The sequence below is a fragment of the Pseudomonas sp. UBA2684 genome (assembly GCA_002354655.1).
Classification (GTDB): Bacteria; Pseudomonadota; Gammaproteobacteria; order Pseudomonadales; family Pseudomonadaceae; genus Aquipseudomonas.
In genome coordinates this window covers 61,236-75,545 of the sequence record DELY01000029.1, presented here as the reverse complement: position 1 = coordinate 75,545, position 14,310 = coordinate 61,236, and the positions used below count along the sequence as shown (strand labels likewise).

Below are 14,310 nucleotides of genomic sequence, written 5' to 3'. Positions count from 1 at the left end.
TGGGAGGGGCTTTAGCCGCGAGCTTTTTATCGCTTGTCGCGGCTAAAGCCCCTCCCACATATGCGTTTATGCGCTGGCTTCGTCGAGCTCTACCAGCACTGTGCCTTCGCTGACCATCTCGCCCTCGCTGCAATACAGCGCCTTGACGGTGCCGGCATGCGGGGCGCGGATGCTGTGTTCCATCTTCATTGCTTCCAGCACCACCAGGGCGGTACCGCCCTCCACCGCCTGACCGGCCTCGACCAGCACCCGCACGATGCTGCCGTTCATGGGGGCGGTGAGGCCGCCGTGGTGCTGATGGCTGGCTTCGACTTCGGCAATCGGGTCAAAGCGGGTGACTGCGTGCAGCTCGCCGCGCCATTGCAGATACAGGGTATCGCCCTGGCGGATGGCCCGCAGGCGGCGCTCTACCTCTGTAGGAGCGCGCTTGCTCGCGATCGCGGTATCGCGAGCAAGCTCGCTCCTACAAGTCAACCAATCGCCATCCAGGTGTGCGCTTGCGTTAGGACGTACTTTGCGCGCGCTGCCATTGCAGACCAGGTGCAGATCGGTTTCCGCCGGCAGGCCCAGACGCAGGCCGCTGTGGTTGCTCCAGGGAGAATGCGCATCGTCGAGGCGTTGCAGCGGTGCGGCGCTCTGCACAAACGCCTCGGCGGCCAGTTGCCAGAATTCGGCCGGCAGCTCGCTCACCGGCGGCAACAGCTGTGCTTCGTGACGCGGAATAAAGCCGGTATCCAGCTGCGCAGCGGCAAAGGCTGGATGGGCCAGCACGCGGGTAAGAAACGCCAGGTTGGTGCGAACCCCGCCCACGCAGGTTTCCTTGAGCATGGCCAGCAGGCGCAGGCGCGCCTCTTCGCGGTTTTCGCCCCAGGCAATCAGCTTGCCGAGCATCGGGTCATAAAAGGGTGAGACTTCATCGCCTTCGCTGACGCCGCTGTCTACCCGGCGGCCTGGGCCGGCGGCGGCTTCGCGGTACAGCGCCAGGGTGCCGGTGGCCGGCAGGAAGTCGTTGTCCGGGTCTTCCGCATACAGCCGCACCTCGATGGCGTGGCCAATCAGCGGCACCTGTTCCTGAGTCAGCGGCAGAGGCTCGCCACGGGCCACGCGAATCTGCCAGGCGACCAGATCCAGGCCGGTGATCAGTTCGGTGACCGGGTGTTCCACCTGCAGGCGGGTGTTCATCTCCATAAAGAAGAAGTCGCCGCGCTCATCCAGGAGAAATTCCACGGTGCCGGCACCGACATAACCGATGGCCTGGGCGGCCTTGACTGCCGCCTCGCCCATGGCGCGGCTCCGCTCCGCTGACAGCCCTGGAGCCGGGGCTTCCTCGACGACCTTCTGATGGCGACGCTGGATTGAGCAATCGCGCTCATTCAGGTACAGGCAGTGGCCGTGCTGGTCGGCAAACACCTGGATTTCCACATGGCGTGGCTTGAGTACGTACTTTTCCACCAGCATGCGTGAATCGCCGAACGACGATTGCGCCTCGCGCTGGGCGCTGGCCAGGGCTTCGGCCAGTTGGTTCTCAGCCTCGACCACCTTCATGCCCTTGCCGCCACCACCGGCGGCAGCCTTGAGCAGCACCGGGTAGCCGATTGCGTTCGAGGCGGCGCGGAAGGTTTCTATATCCTGCGCTGCGCCGTGATAACCCGGCACCAGTGGCACGCCAGCGGTTTCCATCAGTGCCTTGGCGGCGGACTTGCTGCCCATGGCGTCAATGGCGCTGGCGGGCGGGCCGAGAAAGATCAGGCCGGCGGCTTCGATGGCGCGGGCAAAGCCGGCGTTTTCCGAGAGAAAGCCATAACCCGGGTGAATCGCCTGGGCACCACTGGCCTTGGCCGCGGCAATCAGTTTGTCCACCAGCAGGTAGCTGTCGGCCGGTTTGGCACCGCCGAGATTCACCGCCTGATCGGCCTCGCGCACATGGCGGGCGCTGGCGTCGATGGCGCTGTGCACCGCCACGGTCTGGATGCCCATGGCCTTGGCCGTGCGCATCACCCGGCAGGCAATTTCGCCACGGTTGGCCACCAGCAGGGTATCGATAGGCTTGAGGCTCATGCTTGTGGCTCCTGCCGCAGGTTTGGACGTTTATCCAGCCAGCTATTGCGGGGGATATTCATGCTTATTGCTCCTGCCAGGCGGGCTTGCGTTTATCCAGAAAGGCCCGCAGACCTTCCTGGCCTTCGGGGCTGACGCGGATACGGGCAATCGCGTTCTCGGTATATCGGCGCAGCGCCGGAGTCAGCACGCCGCTGCCGACTTCGCGCAGCAGGTCCTTGCTCGCCAGCATGGCCTGCGGGCTGTTGAGCAGCAGGTTATCGACCCAGGCGCTTACCGCGCCATCGAGCTGGTCTGCCGGGTAGCACTCGGCAAACAGTCCCAGCTCCTGGGCGCGCTGGCCGCTAAAGCGCTCGGCGGTCAGGGCATAGAGCCGCGCTGCACGCTCGCCGATGGCCTGCACGACAAAGGGGCTGATTACCGCCGGTGCCAGGCCGATGCGTACTTCGGACAGGCACAGCTGGGCGTCAACGGTGCCGATGGCCATATCGCAGCAGCTGATCAAACCCAGCGCGCCACCAAAGGCCGCGCCTTGCACCACGGCCAGGGTCGGGATCTTCAGCTGATAGAGGTTGTGCATCAGCTCGGCCAGCTCGCGGGAGTCGGCCAGGTTGGCGTTGTAGTCCAGCGTCGCGGCGTGCTGCATCCAGGCCAGATCGGCACCGGCAGAGAAGTGCTTGCCGCGGCCGCGCAACAGCAGGAAGCGCAGGGTTTTATCGGCCATTACCGCGTCGAGGGCGAGAATCAGCTCGCGGATCATCTCGGCGTTAAAGGCGTTGTTTTTGTCCGCGCGATTGAGCCAGAGGGTGGCAAAGCCGCGCGGGTCTGTTTGCAGTTCGATGGTGCTGAAATCGGTCATATGTTCGACTCGATAAAATAAGTTAGCTCTGTGGAAGGGGCCGGGCGGCGATCCGCTTTAGCCGCGACACTCATGAAAAGCTCACGGCTAAAGCCCCTCCCACCAGTTACATGCGGAACACGCCAAAGGTGGTCGGCTCAATTGGTGCATTCAGGCTGGCAGACAGCGCCAGGCCGAGTACCTCGCGGGTCTGCGCCGGGTCGATAACACCGTCATCCCATAGGCGCGCGCTGGAGTAGTACGGATGGCCCTGGCGCTCGTACTGCTCGAGGATCGGCTGCTTGAGCTTGGCCTCTTCCTCGGCGCTGAAGCTCTGCCCGGCGCGGGCGGCTTGTTCGTGTTTAACCTGCACCAGTACGCCGGCGGCCTGTTCGGCGCCCATTACGCCGATGCGCGCGTTGGGCCACATCCACAAGAAGCGTGGATCGTAGGCGCGGCCGCACATGCCGTAATTACCGGCACCGAAGCTGCCGCCGATGATCACGGTGAATTTCGGCACTTTGGCGCAGGCCACCGCGTTGACCAGCTTGGCCCCGTGCTTGGCGATACCGCCGGCTTCGTACTTCTGCCCGACCATAAAGCCGGTGATGTTCTGCAGGAACAGCAGGGGAATGCCGCGCTGGCAGGCCAGCTCGATAAAGTGCGCGCCTTTCTGCGCAGATTCAGCGAATAGAATCCCGTTATTGGCGAGGATCGCCACCGGATAGCCATGTATATGCGCAAACCCGCAGACCAGGGTTGCGCCGAACAGCGCCTTGAACTCATCGAACACGCTGCCATCAACGGTGCGGGCGATCACTTCACGCACATCGAACGGCTGTTTGGCGTCCGCCGGAATCACTCCGTACAGCTCTTCGCCGCTGTACAGCGGGTTGATCGGCGCACGGTTATTCAGCACGCCGAGTTTGCGCCAGTTCAGATTGCTGATGCTGCGCCGCGCCAGGGCCAGGGCATGTTCATCGTTGTCAGCGTAATGGTCGGCTACGCCGCTGGTCTTGCAGTGCACATCGGCACCGCCGAGGTCTTCGGCGCTGACCACTTCACCGGTGGCGGCTTTTACCAGCGGCGGGCCGGCGAGGAAGATGGTGGCCTGGTTACGCACCATGATCGCCTCGTCCGCCATGGCCGGCACGTAGGCCCCGCCAGCGGTGCAGGAGCCCATCACCACGGCGATCTGCGGGATGCCCATGGCGGACATATTGGCCTGGTTGAAGAAAATCCGGCCGAAGTGCTCGCGATCGGGGAACACCTCATCCTGACGCGGCAGGTTGGCGCCGCCGGAGTCGACCAGGTAGATGCACGGCAGGCGATTCTGCTGAGCGATGGTCTGCGCGCGCAGGTGTTTTTTCACTGTCAGCGGGTAGTAGCTGCCGCCTTTTACCGTGGCGTCGTTGGCCACGATCATGCATTCCACGCCCTCGACCCGGCCGATACCGGCCACCACGCCAGCCGCCGGCACCTCTTCGCCATACACCTCGTGGGCGGCCAGTTGGCCGATTTCGAGGAACGGGGAGCCGATATCCAGCAGGCGGTTGATCCGTTCCCGCGGCAGCAGCTTGCCGCGCGAGGTGTGACGCTCCTGAGCCTTGGCGCCGCCACCTTGATGAACGCGGGCGAGCAGGGCGCGCAGGTCGTTGACCTGGCTGAGCATCGCCGCGCTATTGGCGGCGAACTCCGGGGAGCGGGTGTTGATCTGGGTGTGCAGAATGGCCATGAGAACCTCAAGGCGTAGGGTGGACATGGCGTAGCCTTGTCCACCAATAAAGGGGTGCCCCGGTGGACAAGCCGCGCTGCGGCATGTCCACCCTACAAATACGCAGCGCGCGCGAAACCATCATTTGGTTTCGTTGAACAGCTCGCGGCCGATCAGCATGCGGCGGATTTCACTGGTGCCGGCACCGATCTCGTAGAGCTTGGCGTCGCGCAGCAGGCGGCCTGTGGGGTATTCGTTGATATAGCCGTTGCCGCCGAGAATCTGGATCGCGTCCAGGGCCATCTGCGTGGCGCGCTCGGCGGTGTAGAGGATCACCCCGGCGGCGTCCTTGCGTGTGGTTTCGCCACGGTCGCAGGCTTGGGCCACGGCATACAGGTAGGCGCGACTGGCGTTGAGCTGGGTGTACATATCGGCGACCTTGCCCTGAATCAGTTGGAATTCGCCGATGCTCTGGCCGAACTGCTTGCGGTCGTGGATATAGGGCACGATCACATCCATGCAGGCCTGCATGATCCCGGTTGGGCCACCGGAGAGCACCACGCGCTCGTAGTCGAGGCCGCTCATCAGCACGCGCACACCACCATTGAGCTGGCCGAGCACGTTTTCTTCCGGCACTTCGACGTTGTCGAAGAACAGCTCGCAGGTGTTGGAGCCGCGCATGCCGAGCTTGTCGAACTTGCTGCCGCGGCTGAAACCCTTCCAGTCGCGCTCGACAATAAAGGCGCTGATGCCGTGCGCGCCCTTGTCCAGGTCGGTCTTGGCGTAGATCACGTAGGTGTTGGCATCCGGGCCATTGGTGATCCAGGTCTTGCTGCCGTTGAGCACGTAGCGGTCGCCTTGCTTGTCGGCGCGCAGCTTCATGCTGACTACGTCAGAACCGGCGTTGGGCTCGCTCATCGCCAGGGCGCCGATATGCTCGCCGGAGACGAGTTTGGGCAGGTACTTGGCTTTCTGCGCGGCGCTGCCGTTGCGCTTGATCTGGTTGACGCAGAGGTTGGAGTGCGCGCCGTAGGACAGAGCCACCGAGGCCGAGGCGCGGCTGATCTCTTCCATGGCGATGACGTGGGCCAGGTAGCCCAGGCCGGAGCCGCCGTACTCTTCCTCGACGGTGATGCCGAGCAGGCCCATATCACCGAACTTCTTCCACATATCTGCGGGGAACTGGTTGTCGCTGTCGATGGCGGCGGCACGCGGGGCCAGTTCGCTGGCAACGAAGGCCTGGGTCTGCTCGCGCAGCATGTCGATGGTTTCGCCGAGGGCGAAGTTGAGGGACGGATAGCTCATGGTTCCACCTGTAATTGTTCGAATTAAGTTCAGGAGATAACTTTTTGTTTTTTATCTGTTTCAGCTAATGCAGTCAGGCAGCGCTCTTGCGCGGTATCCAGCTCCAGTTGCATCTGCTGAATGTCCAAAAGCTGCTGTTCAAGCTGAGTCCGCCGCTCGGCGATTTTCGTCATAAAGGTTTCCAGCTGCTTGCGATTGCCGTGCACCGGGTCGTACAGCTCGATCAGTTCCTTGCATTCGGCGAGGGAGAAGCCGATGCGCTTGCCGCGCAGGATCAGCTTGAGGGTGACCTTATCTTTGGCGGTGTAGATGCGCTCCTGGCCGCGCCGCTCGGGGCTGAGCATCTGCTGCTCTTCATAGAAGCGGATGGCACGGGTGGTGATATCCAGCTCGCGGGCCAGGTCGGAAATGGAGTAGGTGAGTGTGGACATGGGTTTCTCGCATTTACCTTTACGTTAACGTAAGGCTGCGGCAGCGGCGTGTCAAGCAACGGCCCCAACTGACAGGGGATTGCTCAAGGCGCATGCCGACCGAGCGAACGCCGCGTATGCCGGACTCCTGCCCAGAGCGCGAGACCCGCAAAAGCCTGGCTGCTTATGCAACGCGTAAAGCACGTGACTGCACTGGGTAGCGATGTTGAAAAATTATCTGGCGTAGGGTTGTCGAACAGTTTTGTTAGCGCTAACATCCGCCCAAACAATGAGCGGCCCACAGCGATGGTGCCCAGGAGAATCTATGCAGGCTATCCCTTCTGCCCACGCTGCTGGCCCGGCTCGCCTCACTCTGGTGGTGATGGGCGTCAGCGGCTCCGGCAAGACCGAGATCAGTCAGGCCGTGGCGGCCGCACTCGGTTGGCGGCACATCGAGGCCGATCATTTCCACCCCCGCGAAAACGTCGAGCGGATGCGCGCCGGCATTCCGCTGAGCGATGACGACCGCATTCACTGGCTCGATTCGTTGATTGCCGAGATGCTTGCGGCGCAAGCCAGCGGAGAAGGTTTTGTGCTCGCCTGTTCTGCGCTGAAGCGCACTTACCGCGAGCGTCTGCGCGCCGCTGTACCGGGCTTGCAGTTCGCTCACTTGGATATCGATCAGGCCACCGCCTTGCAGCGGGTCGGTGCGCGCCCTGGGCATTTCATGCCCACCTCGCTGGTCGACAGCCAGTTCTCCACCCTGGAAACACCCAGCGGCGAGTCGCATGTATTGGTCGTCAGCGCCGCGCAGAACCGCGCGGCAGTGGTGACGCAGGTCTGCGCCTGGTTGGCCCGGGAAGAGCAGGCGACAGCGGCGGTGAGATTTTCTGCGCCGGCATTTGATAGCGCTAACCATGAATCGCACTCGACCGCCGAACCGATCTACAGCGGCGGCTTGGCGCGCCTGTTCGACCGCCTGACCGACGGCATGATGGCCGCGCTGATGGCTTTTATGGTCGCCGCGGTGTTCGGCAACGTGGTGCTGCGGTATGCCTTCGGCACCGGCTGGGCGGGTGCCGAGGAGCTGTCGCGGCTGGCTTTTGTCTGGCTGGTGTTTGTCGGGGTGGCTTCGAGCATGCGCCGTGGCGAGCTGATGACCTTCCGCATGATTCGCGATCGCTTTCCGCTGGCCAGTCGGCGCCTGCTCGATTCGGCGAGTTGGTTGCTGGTCGCGGCGGCCAGCGTGCTTTCAGCCTGGGGCGCGTGGAATCAGGTGCAGTACGGCTGGGGCAATGTCAGCACGGTGGTCGGTTACCCGGTGGCGCTGGCGATGGTGCCGGTACTGGCCTGTATGGCCGTGTTGGCCGTATTGGCGTTGGTACAGCTGGTGAATGTCTGGCGGCGTCCCGCCGAGCAGTCGGCGCTGGCCAATGTCACGGTCGATTGAGTGGCGCGCCATGCTGCACTTTTCTAATAACAACACTGGGCAATGCCCACCGAGGACCTGCTGATGACTGTCGCCGTCTTCCTCTCTTCACTGTTGGGTTTCATGGCCTTCGGCATGCCCATTGCGTTCGCCCTGATTCTTACCGGCGCGGTGCTGATGTGGTACCTGGAGTTCTGGGATGTGCAGTTGCTGGCGCAGAACCTGCTCGCCGGCGCTGACAGCTTCCCGCTGCTGGCGGTGCCGTTTTTCATCCTTGCCGGCGAGTTAATGAATGCCGGTGGTATTTCCAAACGCATCATCGCCATGGCCCAGGCCTATTTCGGCCACCTGCGCGGCGGCCTTGGGTATGTGGCGATTGCCGCGGCGGTGTTACTGGCAAGTATGTCCGGCTCGGCGCTGGCCGATACCGCGGCGCTGGCGACTTTGTTGCTGCCGATGATGCGCCAGCGTGGTTATCCGTTGCACTCCTCGGCGGGGTTGGTCGCCGCCGGCGGCATCATCGCGCCGATCATTCCGCCGTCGATGCCCTTCGTGATCTATGGCGTGGTGACCAACACCTCGATCAGTCAGCTGTTCATGGCCGGCCTGGTGCCAGGGCTGATCATGGGCGTGGGGTTGATCATCGCCTGGTCGCTGATTGCCCGTGGTTTCACCGAGCCGGCTCCGGCCAAGGCCAGCAAGGCCGAGCGCCGCCGCGTGCTGGTGGACGGGGCGGCGGCGCTGATGCTGCCGGTGATCATCGTCGGCGGCTTGCGCTTTGGCATCTTCACCCCGACCGAAGCGGCCGTGGTCGCGGCGGTGTATGCCCTGGGCGTTTCGACCTTGCTTTACCGCGAGCTGAGTTGGACGGCCTTGACCGAAACCCTGACCCGCGCCAGCCGCACCACCGCCTCGGTGATGTTCCTCTGCGCCGCTGCCACGGTATCCGCCTACATGGTCACCCTGGCGCAATTGCCCGAGGAGATCGGGGCGATGCTCGGCCCGTTGGCCAACCACCCGCAGTTGCTGGTGTTGGCGATCATGCTGCTGATGATTGCGGTGGGCATGGTGCTCGACCTGACCCCGACCATCCTGATTCTCGCCCCGGTGTTGGCGCCCATCGCCGCCAAGGCCGGCGTCGATCCGGTGTATTTCGGGGTGATGTTCGTGCTGATCGGCTCCATCGGTCTGATCACGCCGCCAGTGGGCACGGTGCTCAACGTGGTCGGCGGTATCGGCAAGCTGCGCATGGAAGTGCTGGTGCGTGGCGTGGTGCCGTTCTTCCTGATTTACCTGGGCATCGTCGCGCTGCTGATCGCCTTTCCGGCCATCGTCACGGTGCCGCTGGCATGGTTGCGCTGATGCCCCGTAAACCTTTCGCCCGGCGCCATGGCGCTGGGGTAACCGGCGGCGTGACGACTGGCACGCCACCGGGCAAGGCCGGCTTTGCTGCGGCAAAGTTCAATTGGTACTCATCTCACAACAATAAAGGTACTTCCTCATGAGACGCCCGCTGATCGCTGTGCTGACCGCGGCTGTGCTGTGCAGCCCACTCGCTACGCTTACCGCCCACGCCGATGAAGTCCGCTCGCGGATGATCCGTTTCGGTTACGGCCTCAACGAAAACAGCAACCAGGGCCGGGCGGCCAAGTTGTTCGCCGAGGAGGTCGCCAAGGCTTCTGCGGGCAAGCTGAAAATGCGCACCTTCGCCGCGGCCAGCCTGGGCTCGGACGATCAGATGCAGAGTGCGTTGATCGGTGGTGCGCAAGAGATGATGGTCGGTTCCACCGCCACCCTGGTCGGCATCACCAAGGAAATGGCGGTCTGGGATACGCCGTTCCTGTTTACCCGCGAACAGCAGGCCGATGCGGTGCTGGATGGCCCAGTTGGCCGCCAGGTAATGGACAAACTGGAAGAGAAGGGCCTGGTGGGCCTGGTGTACTGGGAAAACGGCTTTCGCAACATGACCAACAACGTGCGACCGATTACCAAGCTGGAGGATTTCTCCGGGATCAAGTTGCGCGTGATGCAGAACCCGGTGTTCCTCGACACCTTCAAGCAGATGGGCGCCAATGCCGTGCCGCTGCCGTTCTCCGAGCTGTTTACCGCGCTGGAGACCAAGGCGGTGGACGGTCAGGAAAACCCCTACAACACCATCCTCTCGTCGAAATTCTACGAAGTGCAGAAGTACCTCACCGTGACCAACCACGTGTACAGCCCATGGATCGTCACCGCGTCCAAGCGCTGGTGGGACGGCTTGTCGCAGACCGAGCAGAAGATCCTGCTGGACGCGGCGAAGACGGCCCGCGATTTCGAGCGCCAGGACACTCGTGCGGAGGCCAGCAAAGCCTTGGCGCTGCTCAAGGACAGCGGCATGCAGGTCAACGAGATCAGCGCCGATGAGGTGCAGCGCATGCGCGAACAGGCCAAGCCGGCGATCCAGAAAGTGATCGATACCGTCGGCCAACCGCTGTTCGATCAGGTTCAGGCTGAGTTGGCCAAGACCTCTAACTAATCGGTTTCGCGGGATACGTCATATTCGCCGGTCGTTGCATGGTGCCGGCACAGGGCGGCGTATCCCGCGCTTTTTTTCTGCTGCTAGAATCGCCGCCTGCTATTTCTGGAACTGTCATGAGCCCACGTCGTCGTCGCTCCGCCGAACGCATCACCCTGTCCGATGTGGCCAAGGCAGCCGGCTGCTCGCTGATGTCTGCTTCGCGCGCCTTGTCGCAACCGGAGCGGGTTTCCGATGCGCTGCGCGAGCAGGTGATGCAGGCGGCAAAATTGCTGGGTTACGTGCCCCATCCTGCCGCGCGGGCGTTGGCCAGTTCGAAGTCGAACCTGGTGGCGGTGGTGATTCCGTCGTTGTCCAACTCGGTGTTCGTCGACACGGTCGAAGCCATCCAGCGGGTTCTGATGCCCGCCGGTTTCGAAATGATGATCGGCGTCAGTCACTACCATGCCGAGGAAGACGAGCGCTTGCTGCGTTCTTACCTGGCGCACCAGCCGGCCGGCCTGCTGGTGACCGGTTTTGAGCGCAGCGATGCCGCGCGCGAGATTCTCGGTAGTTGTCGCGGCCCGGTCGTGACCATGATGGAACTGAGCGACGCCGAGGATGACTACTGTGTCGGCTTTTCCCAGCTGGATGCCGGGGCGGCGATGACCCGTGCCTTGATCGCGCGTGGCTATCGGCATATCGCGTTCGCTGCCGCGCAGCTCGACCCGCGTACCTTGCAGCGCGCCGAGGGTTACCGGCAGGCCATGCGCGAGCATGACCGCTACAACCCGACCTTGGAACTACTGACCCCGGAGCTTTCGTCGATCAGCCTGGGCGCCAACCTGCTTGACCGGCTGCTGCTTCAGCATCCACAAATCGACGCGGTGTTTTTCAACAACGACGATTTGGCCCTGGGCGCTCTGTTTCGGGCGCGCCAACTCGACCTGGCGGTGCCGCAACGCCTGGCCATTGCCGGTTTCAACGACCTGCCAGCGGCAGCCTGGGTGCACCCGGCGCTGACAACCGTGCGCACCACCCGTGGCCGCATTGGTCAGTTGGCCGGGGAAATGCTGTTGACCCTGATGCGTGGCGAGCAGCCGGCCGAGCGCTGTATCGACGTCGGCTTCGAACTGGTGCTCCGCGATAGCGCGTGATGGGGTGTCTGCCATCGCAACGTTAACTGTTGTCGCGCGCCAGCGCCGTGCAGCGCTGGGTAGGAGGGGCCTTGGTCGCGAGCTTTTGGGCCGGCCTTGAGCGTGTGTCGCGGTCAAGAGTGCAGCCACAAAAGCCTGGCTGCTCATCCCATATTAATGGCTATGTACCCGCTATATGTTGAAACGTGCAGCCGGCTAGGCGATGCCTGGAGCGCGGTAATGCGTAGGGTCGGTTAGGTGCATGACCACGGACAGCTGCTGCATAGTCCGTTGCGCCGTAACTCACCAGAGGGGGATAGGCCGGTTAGCGCTTGGTGGGTTATGTGGCGCACCGATTGCGCAGTTGCTTTGCCAGCACGCTTCAATGCCACTAACCCACCCTATCGAATCTGCGTACAACCGTTAACGAGTACATAGCCTTATTAATTGGCCGTTAGCCTTTTTAATCAATGTATTAGCACATTAAGCTGATGCTTTTTCTGTCTTCTTTTCCTGCGCGATGACGTGCTGGCAGATCTCGATGATCTGCTCGCGCATCCAGCGGTTGGCCGGGTCCTGGTCGGTGCTTTCGTGCCAGTACAGGTGGCTTTCCAGGGTCGGCATGTCGCTGACCGGCAGCTCGACATAGTGCAGATCGTTACGCCGGGCGAAGCGCTCCGGCACGGTGATCGCCATGTCGGTGCTGTGCATCACGGTGGAGGCCATCAGGTAATGCTGCGAGCGCAGGGCAATCTTGCGCTGGATGCCCATCTTGCCCAGCGCCAGGTCGATGTAACCGAGGCCACTGCGGCGGCTGGAGATATGGATATGGGTCAGTGACAGGTACTCGTCCAGGCTGATCTTGTCTTTGGCCAGCGGATGGCCCTTGCGCATGGCGCAGACGTAGCGGTCTTCCATCAGCTTGACGTGGCGCACCTGTGGATCGGTGTTGAGCGGTGCATCGACGGCAAAGTCGAGGCGCCCGGCGGCCAGTTCCTTGGTGGTCTCGCGGCGGCGCGAGAGCATGCTTTCGATGATCACGTTCGGTGCCAGACGGCGCAGACGCTGGAACAGCGGCGGCAGCACCAGCGCCTCGGTGAGGTCGGTCATGCTGATGCGGTAGGTCTTGTTCGCCTGCAGCGGATTGAAGGTGCGGCTTTCCTGCACGGAAATGCGCAATTGCTGCAAGGCGCTACGCACTGGGCCGATGATGTTTTGCGCCATGGGCGTCGGCACCATGCCCTGTGCGGTGCGCACGAACAATGGATCGTTGAAGGTTTCGCGCAGGCGGGCGAGGGCGTTGGATACCGCCGGCTGGGTGATGCCCACGATCTGCCCGGCACGGGTCAGGTTGGCCTCGGTGTAGATGGCATCGAAGACGATAAAGAGGTTGAGATCGACCTTGTTCAGATTCATACCAAGCGCGCTCCGAGGGTTGTTCGCATCAGTGGATCATATATCGGTGATGAATGTTTATACACGGTGAAAATAGGTTAGATAAATCTTAAGCGCTGTTCTAGCATCATTTCCACACCGTAAAACCTCACTCGATTCATCCAAAATCAGCCGCTCAGAAGGTAGCTCCCCATGGATTTCGCCTACTCCCCCAAGGTTCAGGATCTGCGTGAACGTGTCACTGCGTTTATGGAGACCCATGTCTATCCGGCCGAGGCCGTATTCGAGCAGCAGGTCAACCAAGGTGACCGCTGGCAGCCGACCGCGATCATGGAAGAGCTGAAAGCCAAGGCCAAGGCCGAAGGCTTGTGGAACCTGTTTCTGCCCGAGTCCGAACTCGGTGCCGGCCTGACCAATACTGAATACGCGCCGCTGGCCGAGATCATGGGCAGTTCGCTGATCGGCCCCGAGCCGTTCAACTGCGCTGCGCCGGACACCGGCAACATGGAAGTGCTGGTGCGCTACGCCAACGAGGCGCAGAAAGAACAGTGGCTGAAGCCGCTGCTCAGCGGCGAGATTCGCTCGGCGTTCGCCATGACCGAACCGGGCGTGGCCTCAAGCGACGCCACCAACATGCAGGCCCGTGCCGTACGCGAGGGTGACGAGTGGGTGATCAACGGCCGCAAGTGGTGGACCTCCGGCGCGTGCGACCCGCGTTGCAAGATCATGATCTTCATGGGCCTGACCAACCCGGACGGCCCGCGCCACCAGCAGCACTCGATGATTCTGGTGCCGATGGACGCTGCCGGGGTGAAAGTCGTGCGTCCGCTGCCGGTGTTCGGCTACGACGACGCGCCACACGGCCACGCCGAAGTGCTGTTCGAGAACGTCCGCGTACCTTATGAGAACGTGCTGCTCGGTGAGGGCCGTGGTTTCGAGATCGCCCAAGGGCGCCTCGGTCCAGGCCGCATCCACCACTGCATGCGTTCCATCGGCATGGCCGAGCGCGCACTGAAGCTGATGTGCGAACGCTCGATCAACCGCACCGCGTTCGGCAAACCGTTGGCGCGCCTGGGCGGCAACATCGATCACATCGCCGACTCGCGCATGGAAATCAACATGGCGCGCCTGTTGACCCTGAACGCGGCGTACATGATGGACACCGTGGGTAACAAGATCGCCGCCAGCGAAATCGCCCAGATCAAGGTGGTGGCGCCCAATGTGGCGCTCAAGGTGATCGACCGCGCCATTCAGATCCACGGCGGCGCCGGGGTTTCCAACGACTTCCCGCTGGCCTACTGGTACGCCATGCAGCGCACCCTGCGCCTGGCCGACGGCCCGGACGAAGTGCACCGTGCGGCCATCGGCAAGTTCGAGATCGGCAAGTATGTGTCGCGGGACGTGATGAAAGCCAGCCGCTGAGAGTGGTGTTGTCGGGCCATTGAGTGGCCCGGTGAAGCAAAAAGGCCCACAGCGTTGTGGGCCTTTTCGTTGGTTATGTCCCAGTGACGTGTTGCAGGAGAAACCGCGC

11 protein-coding genes are annotated in these 14,310 nt (G+C 62.7%); 5 read left to right on the top strand and 6 right to left on the bottom strand.

What is annotated here, in order from left to right; all coding sequences use genetic code 11:
* Positions 1–66: 66 nt before the first annotated feature.
* The 5 genes from B3M58_RS10000 to B3M58_RS09980 all read right to left on the bottom strand — a co-directional run bounded on the left by B3M58_RS10000 (position 67) and on the right by B3M58_RS09980 (position 6,346).
* The gene (locus B3M58_RS10000) at positions 67–2,058 is read right to left on the bottom strand and encodes an acetyl/propionyl/methylcrotonyl-CoA carboxylase subunit alpha (protein ID WP_296218737.1); all 1,992 of its coding nucleotides are present in this window, start codon (positions 2,056–2,058) and stop codon (positions 67–69) included.
* A gap of 64 nt (positions 2,059–2,122) precedes the next feature.
* The gene (locus B3M58_RS09995) at positions 2,123–2,917 is read right to left on the bottom strand and encodes a gamma-carboxygeranoyl-CoA hydratase (RefSeq protein WP_296218736.1); all 795 of its coding nucleotides are present in this window, start codon (positions 2,915–2,917) and stop codon (positions 2,123–2,125) included.
* 106 nt (positions 2,918–3,023) lie between these two features.
* On the bottom strand, positions 3,024–4,631 hold the full coding sequence (locus B3M58_RS09990) for a carboxyl transferase domain-containing protein (protein ID WP_296218797.1): 1,608 nt from the start codon (positions 4,629–4,631) through the stop codon (positions 3,024–3,026).
* A 120-nt stretch (positions 4,632–4,751) separates the two neighbouring features.
* The gene (locus B3M58_RS09985) at positions 4,752–5,915 is read right to left on the bottom strand and encodes an isovaleryl-CoA dehydrogenase (RefSeq protein ID WP_296218735.1); all 1,164 of its coding nucleotides are present in this window, start codon (positions 5,913–5,915) and stop codon (positions 4,752–4,754) included.
* 29 nt (positions 5,916–5,944) lie between these two features.
* On the bottom strand, positions 5,945–6,346 hold the full coding sequence (locus B3M58_RS09980; RefSeq protein ID WP_296218734.1) for a MerR family transcriptional regulator: 402 nt from the start codon (positions 6,344–6,346) through the stop codon (positions 5,945–5,947).
* A 361-nt stretch (positions 6,347–6,707) separates the two neighbouring features.
* Between B3M58_RS09980 and B3M58_RS09975 the strand changes: the two genes are divergently transcribed.
* The 4 genes from B3M58_RS09975 to B3M58_RS09960 all read left to right on the top strand — a co-directional run bounded on the left by B3M58_RS09975 (position 6,708) and on the right by B3M58_RS09960 (position 11,405).
* Positions 6,708–7,775 (top strand): gluconokinase, GntK/IdnK-type, encoded by a 1,068-nt coding sequence (locus tag B3M58_RS09975; protein ID WP_296218795.1) that lies wholly within the window; start codon positions 6,708–6,710, stop codon positions 7,773–7,775.
* 63 nt (positions 7,776–7,838) lie between these two features.
* Positions 7,839–9,116 (top strand): TRAP transporter large permease, encoded by a 1,278-nt coding sequence (locus B3M58_RS09970; protein ID WP_296218733.1) that lies wholly within the window; start codon positions 7,839–7,841, stop codon positions 9,114–9,116.
* Between the two features lie 139 nt (positions 9,117–9,255).
* Positions 9,256–10,269 (top strand): TRAP transporter substrate-binding protein, encoded by a 1,014-nt coding sequence (locus B3M58_RS09965; RefSeq protein ID WP_296218732.1) that lies wholly within the window; start codon positions 9,256–9,258, stop codon positions 10,267–10,269.
* 116 nt (positions 10,270–10,385) lie between these two features.
* Complete coding sequence (locus B3M58_RS09960) at positions 10,386–11,405, top strand: LacI family DNA-binding transcriptional regulator (RefSeq protein WP_296218731.1); 1,020 nt, start codon at positions 10,386–10,388, stop codon at positions 11,403–11,405.
* Positions 11,406–11,867: 462 nt separating this feature from the next.
* Here B3M58_RS09960 and B3M58_RS09955 read toward each other — a convergent pair whose 3' ends face one another.
* Positions 11,868–12,800 (bottom strand): LysR family transcriptional regulator, encoded by a 933-nt coding sequence (locus B3M58_RS09955; protein WP_296218730.1) that lies wholly within the window; start codon positions 12,798–12,800, stop codon positions 11,868–11,870.
* A gap of 171 nt (positions 12,801–12,971) precedes the next feature.
* On the opposite strand from B3M58_RS09955, the gene B3M58_RS09950 reads away from it, so the two are divergent.
* A complete protein-coding gene (locus B3M58_RS09950; protein WP_296218728.1) occupies positions 12,972–14,201 on the top strand; it encodes an acyl-CoA dehydrogenase in 1,230 nt (409 codons plus the stop codon).
* Positions 14,202–14,310: the final 109 nt, after the last annotated feature.